General features: G+C 66.9%; 19 protein-coding genes. 4 read left to right on the top strand and 15 right to left on the bottom strand.

What is annotated here, in order from left to right:
• Positions 1-2 precede the first annotated feature (2 nt).
• The 8 genes from ACFQEY_RS10740 to ACFQEY_RS10775 form a co-directional block, all read right to left on the bottom strand.
• Positions 3-1,757: a VC_2705 family sodium/solute symporter gene (locus ACFQEY_RS10740; protein ID WP_379768349.1), complete on the bottom strand. Its 1,755-nt coding sequence runs from the start codon at positions 1,755-1,757 to the stop codon at positions 3-5.
• A complete protein-coding gene (locus ACFQEY_RS10745; RefSeq protein ID WP_379768351.1) occupies positions 1,754-2,215 on the bottom strand; it encodes a DUF4212 domain-containing protein in 462 nt (153 codons plus the stop codon). Before ACFQEY_RS10745 ends, ACFQEY_RS10740 begins: the two co-directional genes overlap by 4 nt.
• A 112-nt stretch (positions 2,216-2,327) precedes the next feature.
• The gene (gene acs / locus ACFQEY_RS10750; protein ID WP_379768353.1) at positions 2,328-4,322 is read right to left on the bottom strand and encodes an acetate--CoA ligase; all 1,995 of its coding nucleotides are present in this window, start codon (positions 4,320-4,322) and stop codon (positions 2,328-2,330) included.
• A gap of 209 nt (positions 4,323-4,531) precedes the next feature.
• Complete coding sequence (locus ACFQEY_RS10755; RefSeq protein ID WP_379768355.1) at positions 4,532-6,436, bottom strand: bacterio-opsin activator domain-containing protein; 1,905 nt, start codon at positions 6,434-6,436, stop codon at positions 4,532-4,534.
• A 323-nt stretch (positions 6,437-6,759) separates the two neighbouring features.
• Positions 6,760-6,996 (bottom strand): DUF2061 domain-containing protein, encoded by a 237-nt coding sequence (locus tag ACFQEY_RS10760; protein WP_379768357.1) that lies wholly within the window; start codon positions 6,994-6,996, stop codon positions 6,760-6,762.
• A 72-nt stretch (positions 6,997-7,068) separates the two neighbouring features.
• Positions 7,069-9,039, bottom strand: coding sequence for an acetate--CoA ligase (gene acs, locus ACFQEY_RS10765; RefSeq protein WP_379768359.1), 1,971 nt, complete (start codon positions 9,037-9,039; stop codon positions 7,069-7,071).
• Between the two features lie 114 nt (positions 9,040-9,153).
• Positions 9,154-10,515 carry a GTPase HflX gene (gene hflX / locus ACFQEY_RS10770; protein WP_379769252.1) on the bottom strand — a complete coding sequence of 454 codons (1,362 nt, stop codon included), beginning with the start codon at positions 10,513-10,515 and terminating at the stop codon, positions 9,154-9,156.
• Positions 10,516-10,643: 128 nt separating this feature from the next.
• Positions 10,644-11,000 carry a DUF2209 family protein gene (locus tag ACFQEY_RS10775; protein WP_379769254.1) on the bottom strand — a complete coding sequence of 119 codons (357 nt, stop codon included), beginning with the start codon at positions 10,998-11,000 and terminating at the stop codon, positions 10,644-10,646.
• 232 nt (positions 11,001-11,232) lie between these two features.
• On the opposite strand from ACFQEY_RS10775, the gene ACFQEY_RS10780 reads away from it, so the two are divergent.
• Complete coding sequence (locus tag ACFQEY_RS10780; protein ID WP_379768361.1) at positions 11,233-11,976, top strand: ThuA domain-containing protein; 744 nt, start codon at positions 11,233-11,235, stop codon at positions 11,974-11,976.
• Between the two features lie 297 nt (positions 11,977-12,273).
• Here ACFQEY_RS10780 and ACFQEY_RS10785 read toward each other — a convergent pair whose 3' ends face one another.
• The 5 genes from ACFQEY_RS10785 to ACFQEY_RS10805 form a co-directional block, all read right to left on the bottom strand.
• Positions 12,274-13,134 (bottom strand): glycoside hydrolase family protein, encoded by an 861-nt coding sequence (locus tag ACFQEY_RS10785; protein WP_379768363.1) that lies wholly within the window; start codon positions 13,132-13,134, stop codon positions 12,274-12,276.
• Between the two features lie 365 nt (positions 13,135-13,499).
• A complete protein-coding gene (gene pyrI, locus ACFQEY_RS10790) occupies positions 13,500-13,958 on the bottom strand; it encodes an aspartate carbamoyltransferase regulatory subunit (RefSeq protein ID WP_379768365.1) in 459 nt (152 codons plus the stop codon).
• Positions 13,955-14,896, bottom strand: coding sequence for an aspartate carbamoyltransferase (gene pyrB, locus ACFQEY_RS10795; protein ID WP_379768367.1), 942 nt, complete (start codon positions 14,894-14,896; stop codon positions 13,955-13,957). The genes pyrI and pyrB overlap by 4 nt, the downstream gene beginning before the upstream one ends.
• Before the next feature lie 142 nt (positions 14,897-15,038).
• Positions 15,039-15,659 (bottom strand): GTP-binding protein EngB, encoded by a 621-nt coding sequence (gene engB / locus ACFQEY_RS10800; RefSeq protein ID WP_379768369.1) that lies wholly within the window; start codon positions 15,657-15,659, stop codon positions 15,039-15,041.
• A gap of 86 nt (positions 15,660-15,745) precedes the next feature.
• Positions 15,746-16,456 (bottom strand): DUF4013 domain-containing protein, encoded by a 711-nt coding sequence (locus ACFQEY_RS10805; RefSeq protein WP_379768371.1) that lies wholly within the window; start codon positions 16,454-16,456, stop codon positions 15,746-15,748.
• Positions 16,457-16,545: 89 nt separating this feature from the next.
• Here ACFQEY_RS10805 and ACFQEY_RS10810 point away from each other — a divergent pair, with 89 nt between their 5' ends.
• Positions 16,546-17,352: a 5-formyltetrahydrofolate cyclo-ligase gene (locus ACFQEY_RS10810; RefSeq protein ID WP_379768373.1), complete on the top strand. Its 807-nt coding sequence runs from the start codon at positions 16,546-16,548 to the stop codon at positions 17,350-17,352.
• Between the two features lie 798 nt (positions 17,353-18,150).
• Here the strand turns inward: ACFQEY_RS10810 and ACFQEY_RS10815 are convergent.
• Positions 18,151-18,567, bottom strand: a complete 417-nt coding sequence (locus ACFQEY_RS10815) for a DUF1428 domain-containing protein (protein WP_379768375.1) — start codon at positions 18,565-18,567, stop codon at positions 18,151-18,153.
• A 124-nt stretch (positions 18,568-18,691) separates the two neighbouring features.
• On the opposite strand from ACFQEY_RS10815, the gene ACFQEY_RS10820 reads away from it, so the two are divergent.
• Entirely contained in the window at positions 18,692-19,819 is a 1,128-nt protein-coding gene (locus ACFQEY_RS10820; RefSeq protein WP_379768377.1) for a thiamine pyrophosphate-dependent dehydrogenase E1 component subunit alpha, read from the top strand.
• Between the two features lie 18 nt (positions 19,820-19,837).
• Here the strand turns inward: ACFQEY_RS10820 and ACFQEY_RS10825 are convergent, their stop codons facing one another.
• Entirely contained in the window at positions 19,838-21,151 is a 1,314-nt protein-coding gene (locus ACFQEY_RS10825) for an NAD(P)/FAD-dependent oxidoreductase (RefSeq protein ID WP_379768379.1), read from the bottom strand.
• 234 nt (positions 21,152-21,385) lie between these two features.
• Here ACFQEY_RS10825 and ACFQEY_RS10830 point away from each other — a divergent pair, with 234 nt between their 5' ends.
• Positions 21,386-21,838 (top strand): hypothetical protein, encoded by a 453-nt coding sequence (locus ACFQEY_RS10830; RefSeq protein WP_379768381.1) that lies wholly within the window; start codon positions 21,386-21,388, stop codon positions 21,836-21,838.
• The last annotated feature ends 25 nt before the right edge of the window (positions 21,839-21,863 follow it).

Raw genomic sequence — 21,863 nt, forward strand, 5'->3', positions numbered from 1 at the left:
GATCACTCCTCCGTAGCCGCTTTTTCGGCGTCGTGCGCGTCGTCGTCGGCCGCGTCGCGAGCGACGCGGCCGCCGTCCGTCGCTACGTCCTCGCCGCCGTCGGCGGCGACCACGTCCTCCGCGGTCTGCTGCTGGCTCATCGGTTCGGGGCTGTGACACTGTCTGACGATCCGCTTCGTCTCCTTCGGCGGTTCGTCGGTGACCATCGAGACGACGATGGTGACCGCGAAGACGATCGGCACGGCGACGAGCGCGGAACCGATTGCAGGCACCCACGTCGCGAGCGTCGCGTTGAGCGGTGCTTCGAGGCTACTGGTGTACGTCGGCACGACCTCGTTCATCATCGGGATGAACCAGATGACGAGCCCGGTCGTCATCCCGGCGAGCGCGCCCTCGCGGTTCGTGTTCTCCCACCACATGCCGAGGAAGAACATCGGGAACAGCACTGCACCGGCCAGCGAGAACGCGTACGACACGAGCGCGGCGATGGGTGCGGCGGGATCGAGCGCGGCGAGCGTCGTCAGCGCGCCGAGCAGCACGATGCTCAGCCGACCGACCAGCACCTGCTGGCGCTGCGTCGCGTCGGGGTTGATGATGTTGGTGTAGATGTCGTGGGAGATCGCCGAGGAGCCGGCGATGAACAGCCCGGCGGTCGTCGCGATCGCGGCAGCGATGCCGCCCGCCGCGACCAGCCCCACGAACCACTCGGGGAGGTTCGAGAGCTGCGCGGCCAACACGACGATCACGTCGGCCGCCTCGGTCGTCATCCCGGGATCACCGTACACCGCTCCGATGTTCTCGCCGTACAGATCCGTTCCGAACGCCGCGAACGCCGGGGCGCTCAGGTAGAGGATGCAGATGAAAAACAGCCCCCACACGGTCGACCAGCGGGCGGTCCGCTCGTTCTCGACGGTGTAGAAGCGCACCAGCACGTGCGGGAGTCCGCAGGTCCCGACGATAAGCGAGAACGTCGTCGCCATCCAGAGGTAGTAGCTCGAGTTGACGAACGGTTCGGAGAACTCGGAGCTCAGATCGGCGATCAGTGCGCCGTACTCGATCTGCGGCAGGATCGTCGAGTAATCGTTCGTGAACCCGACAGCGAGGAGACCCGCGACGAACGCGACGATGAGGATGACGTACTGGGCGACCATGTTCTTCGTCGCGCCGAGCATCCCCGACAGCGTCAGGTAGCCGACGGTGATCGTCATCATGATCACGACCATCGCCTGGTAGCCGCTGAGCCCGAGGAAGCCGAGGTCGCCGAAGATGTACAGGCCGACAAGCCCCATCCCGCGCGCCTGGCCGATGGCGTAGACGAACCCGATGAGGAACGTTGTGATCGCGCCGATGGCGCGAGCGGTGTCAGAGTTGAATCGGTCGCCGACGAAGTCCGGTGCCGTATACTTCCCGAACCGGCGGAGCTGCGCGGCGAGGAAGATAAGTAGGATGAAGTACCCCGTCGTCCAGCCGACGACGAATACCAGTCCGTAGAACCCGGAGAGGGCGATCGATGCCGCCATTCCGAGGTACGACGCAGCGGACATCCAGTTCGCGCCGATCGCCATCCCGTTCTCGATGTTCCCGATCGAACGACCGGCGACCCACATGTTCTCCGTGTCGGCCACGCGGAAGACGAATCCGATGGCGATGAACACGAGCAGCATGCCGATCACGAGCACCGACGGGAGCGCCTTGAACGAGACGTTAAGCCCCTCTGGGAGCAGCTCGCTCTGCAGCAGCATCGCGGCGAGCGTCATGCCTCACCACCCGAGACGTCGTGATCGATACCGTACTTGTCATCGAGCTCGTCCCGCCGCCGGGCGTACCACGCGGACAGGATCAGCGCGCCGCCCGGCGCGCCGACGGCGACGAGGAAGTAGTGCAGCGGGAAGCCGATGATCGGCATCGTCATCGTCATGGGACCGGGCGCGAGGTAGGTGGCCGTCACCGGGCCGAATACGACGAGGGCCCAGATGACGAATCCCGTCCAGACGATCCGGAGGTGCTCGCGCATGTACGGCGTGCTCGGGTTAAGGAGGTTCACCTCCGAACTCAGGTAGTCGGTCTGTCGATGCTTCTGTGCCGCACCCGTGGCGACGCCGCCGTCGGTGGCCGCGTCGTCAGTTGCGCGACCCCCGTCGGTGACCGCGTCGTCAGATGCGCGACCCCCGCCGGTGACCGCGTCGTCAGCTTCGTGTGAGCTATTATCTGTCATGTGTTGTGGCGTGTATTGTCGCGGTGTGTCTGTGTTCGTTTTTCGTGATGATTCGCCGTGCGTCGTGAGCCGTGTCGCGTTTGTCTGCTGTCGAAAACGGAGCCGCAGGTGGCTACTCGCCGTCCGCCTTCCGTTGGATCTCCTCGACAATCTCCGGATTCCGGAGCGTGCTGGTGTTACCGAGCTCCTTCCCGTCGGCGATGTTCTCCAGCAGGCGACGCATGATCTTCCCGGACCGAGTCTTCGGCAGGTCGGGCGTGAACACGACCTGTTCCGGACGGGCGATCGGACCGATGGCGTCCTCGACGCCCGCGACGATGGCGTCGCGGAGTTCGTCGGTGCCTTCGTACCCGTCTTCGGTCGTCACGTACGCGTACACCGCTTCCCCCTTGATGTCGTGGTCGCCGCCGACGACGGCGGCCTCGGCGACGCCCTCGACGCCGACGATCGCCGACTCGATCTCCATCGTTCCCAGCCGGTGGCCGGAGACGTTGAGAACGTCGTCCACGCGCCCGAGGACGGTGATGTACCCGTCGGCGTCGATCTTCGCGCCGTCTTCCGGGAAGTACACCCAGTCGTCGGGGTCGTCGCTGTCCGTGTCGGAGTACTCTGCCCAATACTCCTCGATGTACCGCTCGTCGTTGTTGTACAGCGTCCGGAGCATGCCCGGCCACGGCTTCTGTACCGTGAGGTAGCCGGCCTTCCCCGCCTCGACCTCGTCGCCGAGCGTGTCGAGGATCTGTACGTCGAGTCCCGGCAGCGGCGGTCCGGCCGCTCCCGGCTTCATGTCCTTGATCCCGGGGAGCGTCGTCACCATCATCCCGCCCGTCTCGGTCTGCCACCACGTGTCGACGATCGGGCACTCCTCGTCGCCGATGTGCTGGTAGTACCACTTCCACGCGCGGGGGTTGATCGGTTCGCCGACCGTGCCGAGTAGCCGGAGCGACGACAGGTCGTGTCGGTCGGGGAACTTCGAGCCCCACTTCATGAACGCGCGGATCGCCGTGGGCGCGGTGTACAGCTGGGTCGCGTCGTACTCCTCGATTATCTCCCAGAGGCGGTCTCGCTCCGGGTGATCGGGCGTCCCCTCGTACATCATCGTCGTCGTCCCGAGCGCGAGCGGCCCGTAGACGATGTAGGAGTGGCCCGTGATCCAGCCGATGTCGGCCGAGCAGAAGTACGTGTCATCCGGCTTGATGTCGAGGACGGCCTGCGAGGTCCACGACACCCACGAGAGGTAGCCACCGGTCGTGTGTTTCACGCCCTTCGGCTTCCCGGTGGTTCCCGAGGTGTACATCAGGAACAGCATGTCCTCGGCGTCCCTGGTGACCGGCTCGACCTCCGCGCCCGCGTGGGCGTCGACGAGGTCGCCGTAGTCGACCTGATCGCCGCCGAGGTCGTGGCCGAAGTCGTCGCCGTTCGGCCCGAGGCGGTCGACAACGACCGTCGTGGTGCCGTGTTCGACGTCCGCGAGCCCCTCGTTCGCCTTGTCGAGGTGGTCGAGGGGATCTCCGCGGCGGTAGTAGCCGTCGCACGTGACGAGGTACTCCGAGTCCGCGGAGTTCATCCGCGTCGCGAGTGCGTCGGCCGAGAACCCGGCGAAGACCACGCTGTGGGGCGCGCCGATGCGCGCGCAGGCCAGCATCGCGATGGGCAGTTCCGGGATCATCGGCATGTACATCGTGACCACGTCGTCCTCCTCGACGCCCTGATCGCGGAGCGCGGCCGCGAACTCGTTCACCTCGCGGTGGAGTTCGGCGTACGTGTACGTGCGATCGGCCTCGTCGACCGGCTCGCCGACCCACTCGATCGCGGCCTCGTCACCGCGCTCGTCGAGGTGGCGATCGAGGCAGTTCGCAGACGCGTTCAGCTCGCCGTCCGTAAACCACTCGTAGAACGGTGGGTTGCTGTCGTCGAGCACCTGGTCGTAGTCGGACTCCCAGTCGAGGAGATCGGCCGCCGCCTCCCAACACTCCGGCCAGTTCTCCTCGAATTCCTCGTATATTCCAGGATCGGAGACGTTCGCCCCCTCCACGAACGATTCCGGCGGTTCGAACACCGCCTGTTCCTCCAACCTCGCTTCCAATTGGCCGTCACCCTCTGTCATAGTACGGGCATACCCAACCGATATCACCATATAAACGCTCACGCTAAATACGAAAAATCGTGATAGATTTGCGGCGATCGGCTGGTCCCGCCAGCATCGAGGCCGGTCCGAAATTGCGCGGCCTCGACGAGATCGTCGGAAGCCGGACGAAGTCACTGGAAAGCCGATCGAAGTCCCTCCGGAGCGGATCGGACCCAGTCTGGGAGCAGTCAGGGACGCTCGTGCCGGTCGCCTTCGAAAAGCCCGTCGAGGAGCGCCCGTTGGGCCTTTCGAAGGTGGTTGTGGAACGTCGGCGACGAGACGTCCATCGCGTCTGCGACTTCCTCGGCGGTGCTCCCGCGGGGCCAGTCGAAGTAGCCGCCGTGATACGCGGCCGACAGCGCTGCCCACTGGCGGTCAGTGAAGCGGTCCGCCACGCCCGTCCGGAACGAGGACTCGGCGTGTGACGTCCGCGCGACCGACTCCTTGCTCGCGAGCCGCGCGTCAGGGAAAGACGCTCGCAGCCCGTCGGCCACCGGCCGGACGTCGGCTCCTTCGGGGAGGTCCGCGACCACGCGGAGCCGCCCGTCTTCGGCCGCTGCGTCGCGAACCGTGGCACCGTGCTCGGTGAGCGTCCGCACGGCCGATCCGCCCTCGACGCGCACCGACACCGAACACCCGTCCTCGCGGGTCTCTCTCACCCTGAGGTCGGAGACGCCGGACGTCCCGTCCACGACGTCCGCGAACTCCTGCGGCATGGCTCCCGTCACTGACAGGTACAGTCGAGAGGCGTCCTCGGTGACCGCGACGGTCGACGCAAGTTCGATCCGGCAGCCGAGCGCCGCGCTCGATTGTGCGAGGAACGCGTCGTCGTCGGCGGTGTGGAACTCCACCTCGGTCACGGCGTCGGAGTGGAGCAGATCGCGCCATCGACCCGCGGTCACCGCCCACCCCAGACACTTCCCGAGCGCGGCCAGTTCGCGCCGTTCGACTGACGATATCGGAGATCCGCCCTCGGCGACGACGCACAGCGTTCCGTGCGTCACGTCACGGTACCGGACGGGAACCGCCAGCGCGTGTCGGTCGTCCTTTACGGATAGGTCGTCCTTTACGGATTGGTCGCCGGTCTCGGATCCCTCATCGATCGCGACGGGCTCGTCGATCACCACGGGGCCGTCGGCGTCGATGGCGTCGCACCACGGCCCGCCCGAGGTGACGCCGCGGTCGGCGAGGGTCTCGCGGTCGACGCCGGCCGCACCCGCGACTTCGACGCGCCCACCGTCGACCGTTCCGCGGAGCACCCACGCCTCGACCCAGCGATCGGCGGCGACCACCCCCTCCGGGACGCCCGCGAGCGGCGTCTCGTCCTCCTCGGCGTCGACGACGGCCTCGAACCCGGCGAGCGTCGATGGGTCCCGCCCACCGATCGGCGGTTCCGCGTCGGTGGGGTGAGGGTCAGCGTCGTCGACAGAGCGCGGTCCCGCGTCGTCGCCTACGCCGTCGGTAGACGAGCGTGCGTCCTCCGATACGCTGTTCGCTTCCGCCCGCGTTCCCGCGTCGATCGCGTCCGCTATCGCCGCGCCGTCGAGCGGCCCGAGGTACCCGTCCAGCGCACCCATCGTCTCCCAGCCGCCCGCCTCGCGCACGACGTGCGGATCGACGCCGCGGTCGACGAGCAGCCGTCGCGCGAAGGTGTGACGGAGGTCACTAGGCGTCACGTCGTCCGCGACTTCGCCGTTCGACAGCGCCGCCGCGCGGTCGGCGGTTTCGTTCACGATCATCTGCACCCGGCGGGGCGACACGTCGACGAACGACTCGGACTTGTCGAGTCCGGCGGTCTCGGCGTACCGTCGAAGCTCCGCCGCCAGCGACGCCGGAACGACCGTCTCGCGGTCTAACGTCTCGCGGTCCACCGTCTCCCCGTCGGCGTCGGGCTCTCCGTTCGCGGCCGGGACCGAGAGCAGGGTCGACCGTGCGGTCGTTTCCGGTTCCCGGAGGTGTCGCGGGGCGACGCGAGGTATCTCACCGGTCCGCAGTCCGGCCTCGCCGGCGAGCCGGATGACGACCGCCGCGCGATACGTCTCCGCGGCGGTCACCAGCGCGTCGTACGCATCGGCGTCGAGCGCGTCGCCCATCTACTTCGTATCTCAACGTAAATCCGAAACAAAATAGTTTCGACTCGATCGACCGCAGTTCGGGCTAATAAAAAGGAATGAATCGTGAGACGAGATCGATCGCTCACTCTCCGTCCTGAACGCCTCACGATACGCCGCTACATCTCCCACATGACTTCGGATACCATGTGAGACACGAAATTTCGTCCGGCGCTACTCCCCCGGGACCGCGTCGGACCGCGAGCGTCGTTCGGCCCGAGAGGTCGCTCGCGAGGCGTCAGTCGTCGGCGTCATGACAGTCTAACTTAACTTCACGTCGACCTCACGTCGACCTCACGACGGTCTCACGTCGCCGGCGAACTTCCCCAGTGAATGTGGTCCCAGATCCGCTCGTATCCGTAATAGGTCGCCGTCTTCACGACGTTCGTGACGAGACCGATGTTCACCGCGTCCCCGACGTCACCGACGACCGCCCAGGCGACGGCGACGGTTATCGCGACCATCACGGCCCGGTAGCAAACCGTCTTCGCCACGGCGCGCTTTCGAGCGTGGATCGCGGTGCGCGAGATCAATCTGCCCATACGAACCGAACGACCGCCGCCGTTAAAAAAACGAATGTAATTACATAATTTACTGTTCGAAACCTATTTTAGTTATCCATTTCGGACGGCCGATTCGATTTCGCCGACGACTTCCGGATTTCGCAGGGCGCTGATGTCGCCGAACTCGTCTCCGCGAGCGATGTCCTCCAGCAGACGACGCATGATCTTTCCCGACCGGGTTTTCGGAAGCTCGGGGGTGAACACGATCCGGTCGGGCCGCGCCACGTCCCCGACGGACGCCGCCAATCGCTCACCGATGGTCTCGCGGAGGGCGGCGTCGGGTTCGATCCCGCTTCGCGTCGTCACGTACGCGACGATCTTTCCGCCGTCGTCTCCGACGACCGCGGCCTCGGTCACCCCGTCGGCACCGACGATGACGGACTCGAGCTTGCCGGTGTTGAACCGGTGCGCGCGGACGTTGATCACGTCGTCGACGCGACCGAGAATGGTTACGTACCCGTCTTCGTCGACGGTCGCACCGTCGCCGGTGCGGTACCGCCAACCGTCCTCGGCCTCCAGCCAGTACTCCCGTCGATAGCGCTCGTCCCCCTCGCGGAGCCCCCGCAACATGCCGGGCCACGGCGACGCTATCGTGAGGAATCCCGGCTCGCCTGGATCGACGGGCTCGCCGTCCTCGTCGACGACCCGCGCGTCGATCCCGGGCAGCGGGGGGCCAACCTTCCCCGGCTTCATCGGAGAGACTCCGGGCAGCGTCGCGAGGGCGATGGCACCGGTCTCGGTCTGCCACCACGTGTCGACGATGGGCGCGTCGCCGCCGCCGACGTGCTCGCGGTACCACCGCCACGCCTTCGGCGTGATCGACTCGCCGACGGTCCCCAACAACCGCAGGGAGGAGAGGTCGTGGCTGTCCGGGTACTCCGCACCCCACTTCATGAACGATCGGATCGCGGTCGGCGAGGTGTAAAAGATGCTAACGGCGTTACGCTCGATGAGGTCCCAGACGCGGTCTCGGTCGGGGTAGTCCGGAGATCCCTCGTACAGGACCGTCGTCGTCCCCGTCGCGAGGGGGCCGTACACGCCGTAGGAGTGGCCCGTGATCCAGCCGATGTCCGCCGCACACCAGTAGGTGTCGTCGGGGCGAACGTCGAGGACGTTTCGGGTGGTCCACGCGACGTGCGCGAGGTAGCCGCCGGTAGCGTGCTCGACGCCCTTCGGGCGGCCGGTCGTTCCGGAGGTGTACATCACGAACAGCAGGTCGGTGGCATTGCGAGCGACCGGCTCGACCGTCGCCCCGTCGTGCGCGTCGACGATCGCCTCGTACCCGTGTTCGTCGCCGCCGAGCGTCACGTCGAGAGCGTCGCCGAGGCGGTCGACGACGACCGTCGCGTCCAGATCGCCGTCGATCCGCAGTCGGGCGTTATCCGCCTTCGATTTCTGGTTGAAGGCGTCCTCCCGCCGGTAGTAGCCGTCGCAGGTGATCAGGTACTCGGAGTCGGCGGCGTCGATTCGGGTCGCAAGGGCCTCCGCGGAGAGCCCCGCGAAGACCACGTTGTGCGGTGCACCGATGCGCGCGCACGCCAGCATCGCGATCGGAAGCTCCGGTACCATCGGAAGGTACAGCGTGACCACGTCGTCCTCCTCGACCCCGAGGTCCCGGAGCCCGGCCGCGAGCGCGTTCACCTCGCGGTGGAGGTCGAGGTACGTGTACGACCGGCGCTCGCCGCGCTTGCCGAACCACCGGATCGCGAGCTGATTCCGCCGCTCGTCGAGGTGTCGGTCCACGCAGTTTGCCGCGGCGTTGAGCGTTCCGCCCGTGAACCACTCGTAAAAGGGCGGATCCCCGTCGTCGAGCACCCGATCGTAGTCGCTCACCCAGTCGAGGAGGTCCGCGGCGCGCCGCCACGCGTCCGGACCCTCGGTCTCGAAGGCCTCGTACACTCCCACGTCGTTCGCGACGGCCCGGTCGCGGAACGCGGCCGGCGGATCGACGGCGTCGTCGCCGCTCGCGATCCCGTCGTCCCTCCCGACCGACCGCCGGCCGTCGACTCCGGCGTCATCCATGATACCCGTTCGAAATCGAAGGAATGTATACTTTGTCCGAAGCCCCGGTCGATGAGAGGGGTCGATTCGTGGTACGGACGAGCGCCACGTCGACTCCGCGGTAGGGGACGAACGCTACGTCGACTCAGCGGGCGCGAGTGCGGCCGCCTTCGACCGCGCGCGGGCCACGATCGACGGCTTGGCCTGGAAGTCGACGGTGACCTGGTCGTTCGCGTACGCCTCGTCGTCGACGTGGCCGTGGTCGTGGATCCACGAGACGAGACTCATCGCATCGTCCGAGACGGGGAGGACGAGCCGCTCGCGTTCCCAGTCGGGGAGTTCGTCCTCGACGCGATCGCGGAGCTCAGCGACGCCCGCGCCCGTCTTCGCCGAGACGGCGACGGGGTCCGGCGCGACGCCCGAAAGAGCGGCGCGCTTGTCCGCCAGCTCTCCGGGGGCCAACTGGTCGACCTTGTTGAACACGGTGACGATCGGCGCTTCGTTGCGCTCGTAGAGGGTGTCGTGGCTCGTAACGAGCTTCTCGCGCATCGCCTCGACCGACTCGCTGGCGTCGACGACGAGCAGCACGAGATCCGCGCGGTACACTGAGTCGAGAGTCGACTCGAACGACTCCACCAGCCAGTGCGGGAGGTCCGAGATGAACCCCACGGTGTCCGTCAGGAGGACGTCCCGCTTTTTCATCTCGGCCCGTCGGGTCGTCGTGCCGAGGGTGGTAAACAGCATGTCCTGTGACTCCGCCGTCGTGTCGAGGTCGGGGTGGCGGTCGGCGTTCTCGTCCACGTCGATTTCGGCCGCGAGCCGCCGCATCAGCGTAGACTTTCCGGCGTTGGTGTAGCCCGCGAGGGCCACAAGGTCGAACCCGGAGTCGCGGCGCTGCTCGCGACGGGCCTCCTCCTTCGACGCGATAGAGTCGAGCTCGTCGCGGATTTCGGAGATCTGGCGTTTGATGTCGCGCTCGACGCTCTCGTCGTACTCGCCGAGGCCCATGAATCCCGGGCGCTCGTCGCGCTTCGCGAGACTCGCCTTCGCCTCCGCGCGCGGGAGCTCGTATCGGAGCTCCGCGAGCTCGACCTGCAGCTGTGCCTTTCTGGTGTTCGCGCGCTGACCGAAGATCTCCAGGATGAGCGTGAACCGGTCGATCACCTCGACGCCCTCGGGGAGCTTCCCGCCGATGTTGAACGTCTGGTACGGACCGACGTCGTTGTCGACGATCACCGCGTCGGCGTCCGTCCGGCGGACCAGGTCACGAAGCTCCGCCACCTTCCCCTCGCCGAACATGAACGCCGCGTCCTCGGTGCGGGTCTGGGAGAGCCCGCCGACGACCTCGTAGCCCGCGGCGGCAGCGAGCTTGGAGATTTCGGTCAGGTCGGCGGTTCCGGCGTCGACTCGCTTCGCGACGATCGCCCTGCGAGCCGTTGACGCCGCCCCGTCGACGTCGTCGGTCGTCGATCCGACCCCTTCGATGTCGTCGGTCATCGATCCGACCCCGTCGATAACGCCGGTCGATTCAGCACCGTCGACATCGCCAGTCGGCGGCGATCCGTCCTTCCGGTGCCGTTGATTCTCTCCGTCGGAGTCGCCGGTCGTCTCCTCAGCGCCTCCGCTCATAGGAGGAGGTCTCGGGCGGCGTACGCGGCGTGGTGTGCTGCCTGCACAGTTTCGCGTTCACCTATGCTCTCGACGTATTTAAACTCGGGTTGGAAGCTCAGGCCCACCCGCTCCGCGGGCACCTCGTAGAACTCGCCGTGCTCCGCGACGATCGGTCCGTTCGGCGGTTCCGGGAGGGTGCCGATCGCGGCCGCCGTGACGCCGAGGGTCGCGTCGAGCGTTGGCCCCTCGTGCGCGACGCCGAACCCTATCCCCTCGACGGACCGAATCCGGGTCGAGTCGATCCGGGCGTGGACCGCGGCCGCGACCATCAGGTACCCGCCGTCCTCCTCGTGCCGGCCGCTGATGTCGATGCCGACGACTTCAGGGGCGGGGGCCCGTCACCTCGATTCGGCCGACCGACGCCGTCAGTTCGGTGTATGTCGCGTCCATACATCGAATAGATCGCCAGCCAAATTGAACGTTTCCGTCGGTGACCCGCGACCGCAGCGGCAGGCCTACCCCCAATGCGACGGCCGGGATTCGGTCCTCCAACCCAACGACCCGGATACGATCCTACAAGTCGATTCGGGATCGAGTGTACGTATGGCACGTGTCACCGTTTGGAACGAGTACCGTCACGAGCGGGAGCGCGACGTCGTCGCCGACCTGTATCCGAACGGTATCCACGCGGAGATCGCGGGGGCCCTGGAGGAGGGCGGCCACGACGTCGGCACCGCGACCCTCGACGAAGGACCGGATCACGGGCTCACCGAGGCGGTCCTGGACGAAACCGACGTGCTCACGTGGTGGGGTCACGCCGCCCACGACGAGGTCCGCGATGTGGTCGTCGAGCGCGTTCGTGAGCGCGTGCTCGACGGAATGGGTCTCGTCGTCCTCCACTCAGGCCACTACTCGAAGATCTTCAAGCGACTCATGGGGACCAACTGCTCGCTGAAGTGGCGCGAGGCCGCCGAGACCGAGCGGCTCTGGGTCGTCGAGCCGGGGCATCCGATCGCCGACGGTCTCGGGGAGTACGTCGAAATCGAGGAGGCGGAGATGTACGGCGAGCGCTTCGACGTGCCCGCCCCCGACACGCTCGTGTTCAACTCTTGGTTCCCGGGCGGCGAGGTGTTCCGGTCCGGCTGCTGTTACCGTCGCGGCACCGGTAAGGTGTTCTACTTCCGGCCGGGCCACGAGGCGTACCCCGTCTACTACAACGACGACGTCCGGCGTATCCTCCGCAACGCGGTCGAGTGGGCGACGCCGGGCGACGGACCGGGGCCGGAGTTCGGCAACGCCGACCCGATCGAGGACATCGACACGAGCGACGACCGGACGGTTCACTGATCGGGAGGGAGCACTCTCGGAGAACGCCGCCGAGTCTCCGTCTTCGAACGACCGAGCCGACAACTCCGAACGACCGAGTCTCCGTCTCCGAACGATCGAACCGACGGCTAGGGGCTGTAGAACGACCGCCGCTACGGTGCGGACGTTGAAAGGCGACTGCCCCACGCGAACGCGGGACAATCGGTGTGTCGCACACCGGCGGCCGGTCAAGTGTGTCTCGGCCGGCTCGACGTATAAACCCTCGTTCACGCGGGCGTCGACTAGGCGCGCGACCTCCGTCGATGGATCGCTACCGACTCACTCCGGCCGGTGCGTCTCGCCGTCGCGGCCGGCCGCGTCCTTCCGCCGGAGCGCTGCGGCCGCGTTGTTGGCGTCGTACCCGAAGAACACGTCCTTCGCGTACCGCTCCGCGACCTCCGTGGCGTGGATCAGTTCGTCGACGCCGACGTCGACCGCGTACAACTCCAGCGAGAACGGCGTCTCCGGTGGTGCGCCGTGGACGTCGTAGTCGCCGCCGAGCCGCGAACGGAATCCGCGAGCGATAGTTTCGAGCCAGTAGGTGGTGGCGTACTCGGTGTCGTACAGCGGGACGACGAACTCGTCGACGTGCGCGGCGAGCCGGTTGAGGTCGAGCCCAGCTCGCGCGCGCAAGTGGCCCGGATAGGGGTCGGGGTACAGCGTGAGCAGCACCCGCCCGGAGACCCGCTCCGCGGCCTCGGCGACGAATTCGGTGATCACGTCGGCGCGCCAGTCTCCCCGATCCTCGCGGTCGCTCCCGGCGAACAGCCGATCGCAGCGGTCGCAACGACAGAATCCCTCGCGCGGGAACCCCACGTCGTCGAGGCGCACGTCGTCGTTCTCGGCGGCGCAGTCCGCGACGATCTCCAGGAGCCCCTCGCGGTACTCCGGGTGGGTCGGGCAGATGTACGCCCAATCGAAGTAGTCGCGGTCGCGGGTCGCCGGCTCGCCGCGCTCGTCGACGGGGACGAGGTCGGGGTTCTCGGCGGCCGCGGCGTTGTCGCCGAAACACGACACCATGTTCACGGCGTTCGGGAGCGGCGCGGCGGCCCGGCCCGTGACGTCTTTGACCTCGTAGAAGCCGAGATCGAACGGCTCCATCTCGACCTCGTCGGCGTTGCGCGTGACGACCCCGTACATACCCGACGCTAGGAGCGTGCCGGATAAAAACGGCGGGCATCCGCCCGCGGAGGGGATCGCCTGCCGTCTCGGTTCGGTCGGCGGGAGGAGCGCCGACGTGTCAGACTTCGACCGGCTCCTTGTCGCCGGCGAACAGGAAGTACGCTAGCGCAACCAACGACAGGACGAGGACAAGCTTGAGTTTCTTGCTCATATGTGAACCAACGGGCGGCGGCCGCTAAAATCTACCGGAAGTGTCGCCTTCCGAGAACGAACCGACCGACCGCCCCGTCGACGGGGAGACCACGATATCAACGTAGAGGCCACGATATCGACGGGGAGGCCACGATATCGACGCGGAGATCACGACATCGACGTTGATCGGTCTAGACGTCGATGTGGTCGGCGATATCAGCGCGCAGGATGGTCGAGCAGTAGTCACAGCGGACGCCGTCGGCGACGACGTCGAATCGCGTCTCGACGGGCTCACCGGCGTTCGTGATGCAGTTGCGGTTCGGACACGAGAGCACGCCGGTCACGCTGTCGGGCCGGGTGACGCGGTTCTTCTCGACGACCTCGAACTCGCGGATGATGTTGATGGACGCTTCGGGGGCGATAAGCGAGAGGACGTCGACCTCCGACTGCGAGAGTTCGCGGTCCTCCACCTTCACGATGTCCTTCCGGCCGAGTCGGTCCGAGGGGACGTTCATCCCCACGGAGACGCCGAGACCCTCGGAGCCGTCGATGCCCAAGATCGCGAGCACGTTGAGCGCCTGTCCGCCCTCGACGTGGTCGATGACGGTGCCGTTGCGGATCTTCGAGACTCGCAGTTCGTGGTCGCTCATCGGTCCACCTCCATCCCTTCGGCCGCCTCGGCGTTTTCGAGGAGGGTGTCGAGCAGGGCCATGCGAACCGGAATCCCGTTGTGCGCCTGTTCGAAGTAGCGGGCGTGGTCGGTGTCGTCGACGTCGGGCGCGATCTCGTCGACGCGGGGGAGGGGGTGCATCACGGAGAGGTCGTCGGGCGCGTCCGCGAGGGTATCCGCGTCGATCTGGTACTCGCCGGCGACGCGGTGGTACTCGTTCTCGTCGGGGAACCGCTCCTTCTGGATGCGGGTGACGTACAGCACGTCCAGTTTCGGCAACACGCCCTCCAGATCGGTGTGCTCGCGAACCTGAGCGCCCGTCTCGTGGAGGTCGAACCGCACCGAGCGCGGGAGCCGCAGGGACTCCGGACTGATGAAGTGCTGATTGGCGTCGAAGTTCGTGAGCGCCGACGCGAGCGAGTGAACCGTGCGCCCGTACTTGAGGTCGCCCATGATACCGACGGTGAGGTCGTCGAGCCCGTGGTTCTCGCGGATCGTGTGCAGATCGAGGAGCGTCTGAGACGGGTGCTGCCCGGCCCCGTCGCCCGCGTTGACGACGGGGACGGAGACGTTCTCGGCGGCCAGCGTCGCCGCGCCCTCGCTCGGGTGGCGGAGGACGAGCGCGTCCGCGTAGCCCTCGATGACGCGGACGGTGTCGGAGAGCGACTCCCCCTTCGAGACCGACGAGGAGTCGACGTCGCCCATGTCGATGGTGTCGATGCCGAGGCGTTTGGCCGCGCTGTCGAAGCTCATCCGGGTGCGCGTGCTCGGCTCGAAAAAGCAGAGCGCGAGCACGCTCCCGGCGTGCCGGTCCGCGTAGGCGGCGGGGTCGTCGGCGACCGCCCGGGCCCGGTCGAGCACCGCCTCGATGTCATCCCGCGAGAGCTGCGTCGCGGTGATGAGGTGGTCCTGACGCATCGTCGGAGAAGGGGACCGGCAGTCTCTTGAATCCCTCGGCTCGACCGTCGACGAGGCTGTTCACGTCCGTGCCGATCGGCCCGGTCTGTCGCTTCGAGATTCGCAATGTGCGGCGTGCATTCACACGATCCGATCGGCGGTCTCAAACGACGAACTTCAACAGATCGTCGCGGTTGTGCTCGTGGAACCGCGTCCGGAGGCACTCCGCCAGCGGCTCGATTTCGCCGCGCTTCGCGGAGATGGGAGCGATCCGGTCGGACCACTGCTGCCACGGAGGGAACAGGCCGAGTCGGTCGCAGATCTCGTCGAGCCGCTCGTCGAGGTCGTTGATCTTGTCGGTCTTGTTCACGGCGACGATCGGTTCGACGCCGACGTCCTCCAGGAACCCGTACATCTCCACGTCGTGCGGGACGTTGCCGCGCTCGGCGTGCCGGTCGATAATGTCGACGGCGGCCTTCCCGTCCATCACGACGACGCCCGCCAGAATCGAGTCGGCGTTGTCCTCCAGGTAGCGCACGATGTTCGTCTTGATCGCCTCGCGGTGCTCCTCCTCGACGCCGGACATGAATCCGAAGCCGGGCAGGTCCGTGAACATGAAGTCCTCGCTGGTCCAGTCGTAGTGATTGGGCTGGCGGGTGACCCCGGGCTTGCCCCCGGTCGAGAAGTCGTGGCCCGTCAGCTCGCGCATCAGCGTGGACTTGCCGACGTTCGAGCGTCCCACGAGGACGACCTCGGCGTCGCGATCCGGCCGGTCTTCGAACATACCGGACAGTGGGCGACTCAGCGGTTTAAAAGGCGCGTCGTAAGGTGCGCCGGCAGTCGCGCCGACAGCCGGTTCGTTGAATCGCCTCAGTACGCGACCTCGTCGCCGACTCCACCAACATCGCCGCCGGCCGCTCCCGTCTCGATGGTGTCGTTCACGCTCGCGAACGCGGAGCCGAACATCCGGAAGATGGCGACCTGTCCGTAGAACTGGACGAACGGAACGAGCACTCCGCCGATGACGGTCGCGGTGAGCACGAGCGTCACGACGAACACGATGACGGCGACCACGAACGGCGTCAGCACCGCGAGGAGGTACTCCGTGCTGAGCAGCGTGGGCTTCAACAGTCCGACGTCGAACGCGGCGCTCATCTCGCCGCGGGCGGCGTACGCCGTCAGCGCGGCGGGGACGGCGTAGTAGATCAGGAACAACACCGGCAGGAACAACAACGCCAGCAGGACCCCGACGACGCCGATGAGCGCCCCCACGTCGCCCCCGATTCCGGCACCGGTACCGAAGACGACCGTGACGAGTATCCCGTACGCGATGAGCGGCACGATGGCGTACGCGAACCCGATCACGGTCGCGACGATCCCTTTTACGAGGAGGTCACCCCAGTCGTCGAACTCCGGCGGCACGTCGTCGCCGGCGACGGTCCGTTCGAGCACGCGAACGAGATAGCCGAAAATGGCGAACGCCGGCAGCACGAGTATCGACAGGAACCCCAACACGCCGCCGATGAGTATTCGACCGACCCAGTCACCGCGAACAGGGTACGAGAGTCCGTCTTCGAGCATACTTGTAATCAACACGGATCTGATACATAAACTCGTCGATACATTTTACCGATCCCGACGCTTAACACCGGTCGAGATCACCCTCCCGTATGGACAAACAGGCCGTCCGCGAGGCCGTCTGGAACGCCTTCGACGAGAGCGGAGCGGCGCGGTTTCCGTTCCCGCCACACGATCGGATCCCGAACTTCGCGGGCGCGGACGCGGCGTGCGAGCGGCTGACGGACACGGACGAGTGGGCGGCGGCGTCGACGCTCAAGTGCAACCCCGACGCGCCGCAGCTCCCCGTGCGACGCGCCGCGCTCCGCGCGGGAAAGACCGTCTACGTCGCGCAGCCGCGGCTCCGGGACCCGAACCCGTTCCTCCGGCTCGATCCCGACGATTTCGTTGACGCCGATTCCGCCGACGCCGATTCCGCCGACGCCGTGGACGACGGGCCGACCGTAAACGACGCGACCACCGTCTCGGGAATCTCGACGCACGGGACGCCGGTCGCGCCGGAGGACGTTTCCCGCGTCGATCTCGTGGTCTCGGGATCCGTGGGCGTCACGACGGACGGCGCTCGAATCGGGAAGGGAGAGGGGTACAGCGACCTGGAGTGGGGCGTCCTCAGCGAGCTCGGCGCGGTCGACGGGGAGACGACCGTCGCGACCACGGTCCACGAGCTGTCGGTCCTCGACGGCCCGACGTCAGCAGTCGTCACCGCGGTTGACGCGGGCGAGACGCTCCCGGCTCCCGACGACCACGACGTACCGCTCGATCTGATCGCGACCCCCGAGCGGACGATCCGAACCGAGACGCCCTACGCCCGCCCCGACGGGATCGACTGGAACGCGCTGGACGCCGAACGATCGAGCGAGATACCGGTGTTGGCGGAACGAGCGCCCGAAGAAGTGTGACTGAAATCTGATCCTGTTGAAAGGCGTCTCTTCAGACCTAAGCCGTTCGACATAGCCGGCCGCTGAACAATGCTCGTGATTGAGTACGGGAGTGGGTATTGCAGACCGCCGCCAGCGACGTGGTATTTAAAGGGGCGAAGGCAACGGCAACGACTATTTATAAATGATCGAGGCGGTGGCGTGCCTCTGAGCGCCGCAGGGCGCGAGGAGCCCGCGAGGTCGCCGGACTACGTCCGGCTGCCAGAGAATCTCCGATTCTCGCTGGACGCCGCGAGCGCCTTATAAAGGTGCGAAGCGGCGAGGCTGGGGAGGCGTGAGGTGCGGGGCGGTTGCGGTGCGGGTGGGATTCAAAGGGGCAGCCGTGAGGCGGGCGCAGGCGACACAAGCAGAGAGGGACCTCCGGTCCCTCATGACGCCGGCGCTCCGCGCCGGTGACACCGCAACGAGGGAGCGCAAGCGACCGAGTGAGGAGCACAGCGAGCGTGCGCCCGCCTCGCAGCTGGGGCTTTGTAGATGTTCACCGCGCCAGTAACAATAATCACCTATAAACAATCAACGGCAGAACCACAGCAATTCACCTCGCTAGTAACGATATATAAATAGCCGATAGCAACACCACTCGTTCACTTATAAATGCCCACTCCACCGCAATGAGATCCCCACTCCCGAAATCGATCAGGCGATTCCGCTCAGCGACCGGCTGTTTCACGTGAGAATATGTCTGAAGAAGGGGGTTTCATTCGAATCAAATACATGGCAATGCGTCCATCACTGTCAACGATGGGATTGATACCTACCCTAACTGCTCGTTCCGAGCGGTTCTTCGTCTGACGGGTCTTCTCGGTATTCGACGAGGGCCTCGAAGCCGCCATAGGCCATCCGGGCCACGTCGAACGGCATCTCGATCTCGTCCGCTCCCTCCATCGACTCCATCTCCTCCATCACGGCAGCGTTGACCTCGTCACGGCGCTTTCGGGACTCGTAGACGATGAAGGCGAATATCACCGTCTCATCCTGATCCGCGGCCACGAGATCGGGGAACGTTTCCATCTCCACGTCACCCATGTCCGGTTCGAGGTCATCTCCGAGACACTCGAAGTACTGAAGCGCGCCGTGCGCAATCCAGCTCTTTCCGGCCTCCGCCGCCATCTCCCGGTACTCATCGATCTTGTCGTTCGGGACCGGCAGCACATACCCATCGACGTATTGGCTCATGCGGTAGTCACCCGTTCGATAAACGCCGTCGAAGGGGAAATAGACCGCTGGCGATCCGTTGCGGTTCGAGAAGCTCCGTCAGTCGACCGCTAACTCCTTGTGACCGTAGCGCACACCGTGATCCATGGACGAACACGGCGTCGATCCGCTCGCCGACGAGGACGTCTTCCGCGTGCTCGGCCCCGACGGACGCCCGCTGCCGGACGCGACCGTTCCGGACCTGTCGGACGACCGGTTCCGCGCGATCTACCGGGCTCTGGTGACCACTCGACGGTTCGATGAGCGCGCGGTCAGCCTCCAGCGACAGGGTCGAATCGGGACGTACGCCCCCTGCGCGGGGCAGGAAGCCTCCGCGGTTGGGTCGACGCACGCGCTCGCGGACCGGGATCTGATCAGCTACCAGTACCGCGAGCACGGCGCGATCGTCGCCCGCGACCTGCTCTCCGAGTACCTCCCCTACTGGATGGGCCACGAGTCCGGGACCGAGGCGATAGCCGAGGGCAACGTCTTCCCGCTGAACATCGGGATCGCTGCCCACCTCCCGCACGCGGTCGGAGCGGCCTGGGCGTTCGACTACCGGAGCGAGGACCGGGTCGTCGCCGCGCACTTCGGCGGCGGCGCGACCAGCGAGGGAGACTTCCACGAGGCGATGAACTTCGCCGGCGTCTTCGACACGCCCACGCTCTTCTGCTGTCACGCCAACGGGTGGGCGATCTCGATCCCCGAGTCTGCCCAAACCGCGAGCGCGACCTTCGCCGAGAAGGCGGCCGCCTACGGCTTCGACGGCGTCCGCGTCGACGGGATGGACCCCCTCGCGAGCTACGCGATCACCCGGGAAGCGGCCGAGCGCGCCCGGGGGAGCGCGGACGGTTCGGAGGGCGACGTCTCGCGTCCCACCCTGATCGAGTTCGTCGAGTACCGGTTCGGTGCGCACACGACCGCGGACGATCCGACCGCATACCGCGACCCCGACGACGTGGACCCGTGGCGCGCGCTCGATCCGCTCGATCGGATGGAGGCGTTCCTCCGCGAGACCGGCCGGATCGACGACGAGGGCGTCGAGGCGATCCGGGACGAGGCCGACGAGGTCGTCGCCGACGCGATCGACTTCGCGGAGTCGGCCGAAGCAGATCCGACCGACATGTTCGACCACGCGTACGCGGAACTCCCACCCGAGATCCGTCGCCAGCGGGACGAACTGCTCGCGGCGGTCGACGAGCACGGGAAGGAGGCGTTCCTGCGCGGAGAGTAGGTTGACCTGAGGAGTCGTTCAGAGATACCGGCCCGCCGCCTGCGCCGCGTTCCGTCCACTTTCCAGCGCCCCCTGAATCGACGACCACTCGGTGTAGTCGCCGGCGAGGACGACCGGCCCCTCGGGGTCGTCGGGGTCGGGGAGGTCGGCGTGCACGCCCGGCGGTTGGGAGAACTGTGCGAACCGGATCCGGTGAACGTCGATCGTCTCCAGGTTCGCGAAGTCGCGGTCGGGGAACCACGCGCCGAGGGCGTCACGGACGTCGTCGCGGAGCGCAACTGCGGGCCGGTCCAGCGGGTCCTCGCCAAGGAACGTGGCCGCGAGGAGCGCGCGATCGTCGGGCGCGTACTCGGGCGCGACCTCCGAGATCGGAAACACCGCGTTCGGGGAGTCGGCGGCGGCGTTGAGCAGGATCCGCTTTCCGGTCTCGACGGTCTCGTCCTCGGGGAGCGTGTACCACCCCGTCACGTTCGGGACCACCTCGCTCGGGATCGACTCGACGCCGGTCAGTCGTCTGGCCTCGGGCGGCGTGGCCGCCACGACGACGGCGTCGGTCTCGCGGGTCGATCCGTCTGCGAGCTCGACGGTCGCCCCCTCGGCGTCCGCCCGTCCCGTCCGGAACGGAATCCGACCCTGCCCCCCGGTTCGAACCGACTCGACGTCCTCGCCCGTTTCGATCGCCACGCCGGCCTCGCGGGCGCGGGCCGCGAGCGCCTCGGGAAGCGCTGCCATCCCGTCGGCGGGGACGCCGATCGCGCCGCGGCTCATCGCGCGGAACGTGTACTCGAAGACGTGCTTCGAGGTCGACAGCGACCGATCGAGGGTGATCCCGCCGTAGAAGGGCTCGACGAAGTTCGCCAGGTAGTCGTCGGCGAACCCCCAGTCGCGGAGGTACTCTCGGATCGAGGCGTCGCGACCGGCGAAGAAGTCGGCCTCGTCGCGCTTCGAGAGATCATAGCGGAGCGCCAGCGTTCGGAGCTTGTCCGAGAGGGAGACCTCGTCGTTCCCGAGCGAGGAGATCGCGGTGCGGGGGTCGCGGAAGGGGTCCGAGAGCACCGACCGCGATCCCGGCCGGCAGATCGTCGCCCCGGGGGCGAACCGGCGGAGGTCGAGGGCGTCGGCGTCGAGTTCTGCCGCGACCGCCGGGTAGCCCTCGAACAGCACCTGGAAGCCTCGGTCGAGGGTAAAGCCGTCGACCGTCTCCGTCCGCACGCGCCCGCCGACCTCGGGGCGTCGCTCGTACAGCGTCACGGTCGCGCCCGCCTCGGCGAGTCGGGTCGCCGCGACGAGTCCCGCGAGCCCGCCGCCGACGACGGTGGCGTTTCCGTCCATACACATTCCTTCGGCCGGGACGCTTATAAGCGGCAACGGGTCGATCGCAAGAATCAGCGCCGCGTCAGGTTCTCAAATCGAATATTTAGAGAGTCAGGTTTACAATCTGATTCACACCAATTCGCACGATATGGCCCGCGTACCACGGCTCACCCAGGGGGACGCCGGATCCGAACCGCGCGACGGATCGCGCGGTGGACCGTGCACCGCTTCGTGTGCCGGGTCGGGGTTCCCATGAGCGACCCCCGCGAACGGTGGCTGTACTACGGCGCGATAGCGACCCCGATCGACCGCCCACGGCAGACGTTCGGCTACGTCGACGGCGACGAGGAGCCCCGGTTCGGGACGTTTCCCACGGACTTTCTCGAACGGTCGGACGTGCCGATCGACGAGGGGGACGGCCGAGTCCTCCTCTCCGAACTCGACCGTGACCTCTACCGGCGGTTCGGGAACGGGTTCGATCGCGTCGACGTCGGCGTTCTCGCCGCCGACCTCGTCGAGGAGACGCTCTTCACGCCACGCGAGGCCCGAATCGTCGTGTTGTTCGGCTGGTTTGACATGGACGCCGACGCGACGGCTGCGGCGCTCGAAACGGACGCGGACGGCGTGGTCTCCTCGGTGGCGGCGGTCCGCGGTCGGCGGGAACGGGCCGAGCGAACGGCGGCGATCCGATTCACTCCGGAGTAACCGCCGTCGAGAAGGAAGCGATTAG

This window comes from Halorubrum trueperi (assembly GCF_042662525.1).
In the GTDB taxonomy this organism is placed as follows: domain Archaea; phylum Halobacteriota; class Halobacteria; order Halobacteriales; family Haloferacaceae; genus Halorubrum; species Halorubrum trueperi.

Excerpts from the sequence above, each read along its gene's own strand:
- ACFQEY_RS10805 (WP_379768371.1), bottom strand. The coding sequence starts at position 16,456 with ATGCTCGAAGACGGACTCTCGTACCCTGTTCGCGGTGACTGGGTCGGT.
- ACFQEY_RS10780 (WP_379768361.1), top strand. The coding sequence starts at position 11,233 with ATGGCACGTGTCACCGTTTGGAACGAGTACCGTCACGAGCGGGAGCGC.
- ACFQEY_RS10745 (WP_379768351.1), bottom strand. The coding sequence starts at position 2,215 with ATGACAGATAATAGCTCACACGAAGCTGACGACGCGGTCACCGGCGGG.
- pyrI (WP_379768365.1), bottom strand. The coding sequence starts at position 13,958 with ATGAGCGACCACGAACTGCGAGTCTCGAAGATCCGCAACGGCACCGTC.
- hflX (WP_379769252.1), bottom strand. The coding sequence starts at position 10,515 with ATGACCGACGACATCGAAGGGGTCGGATCGACGACCGACGACGTCGAC.
- ACFQEY_RS10825 (WP_379768379.1), bottom strand. The coding sequence starts at position 21,151 with ATGGACGGAAACGCCACCGTCGTCGGCGGCGGGCTCGCGGGACTCGTC.
- ACFQEY_RS10815 (WP_379768375.1), bottom strand. The coding sequence starts at position 18,567 with ATGAGCCAATACGTCGATGGGTATGTGCTGCCGGTCCCGAACGACAAG.
- acs (WP_379768353.1), bottom strand. The coding sequence starts at position 4,322 with ATGACAGAGGGTGACGGCCAATTGGAAGCGAGGTTGGAGGAACAGGCG.
- pyrB (WP_379768367.1), bottom strand. The coding sequence starts at position 14,896 with ATGCGTCAGGACCACCTCATCACCGCGACGCAGCTCTCGCGGGATGAC.
- ACFQEY_RS10820 (WP_379768377.1), top strand. The coding sequence starts at position 18,692 with ATGGACGAACACGGCGTCGATCCGCTCGCCGACGAGGACGTCTTCCGC.
- ACFQEY_RS10740 (WP_379768349.1), bottom strand. The coding sequence starts at position 1,757 with ATGACGCTCGCCGCGATGCTGCTGCAGAGCGAGCTGCTCCCAGAGGGG.
- ACFQEY_RS10755 (WP_379768355.1), bottom strand. The coding sequence starts at position 6,436 with ATGGGCGACGCGCTCGACGCCGATGCGTACGACGCGCTGGTGACCGCC.
- ACFQEY_RS10810 (WP_379768373.1), top strand. The coding sequence starts at position 16,546 with ATGGACAAACAGGCCGTCCGCGAGGCCGTCTGGAACGCCTTCGACGAG.
- ACFQEY_RS10760 (WP_379768357.1), bottom strand. The coding sequence starts at position 6,996 with ATGGGCAGATTGATCTCGCGCACCGCGATCCACGCTCGAAAGCGCGCC.
- acs (WP_379768359.1), bottom strand. The coding sequence starts at position 9,039 with ATGGATGACGCCGGAGTCGACGGCCGGCGGTCGGTCGGGAGGGACGAC.
- ACFQEY_RS10785 (WP_379768363.1), bottom strand. The coding sequence starts at position 13,134 with ATGTACGGGGTCGTCACGCGCAACGCCGACGAGGTCGAGATGGAGCCG.
- ACFQEY_RS10830 (WP_379768381.1), top strand. The coding sequence starts at position 21,386 with ATGAGCGACCCCCGCGAACGGTGGCTGTACTACGGCGCGATAGCGACC.
- engB (WP_379768369.1), bottom strand. The coding sequence starts at position 15,659 with ATGTTCGAAGACCGGCCGGATCGCGACGCCGAGGTCGTCCTCGTGGGA.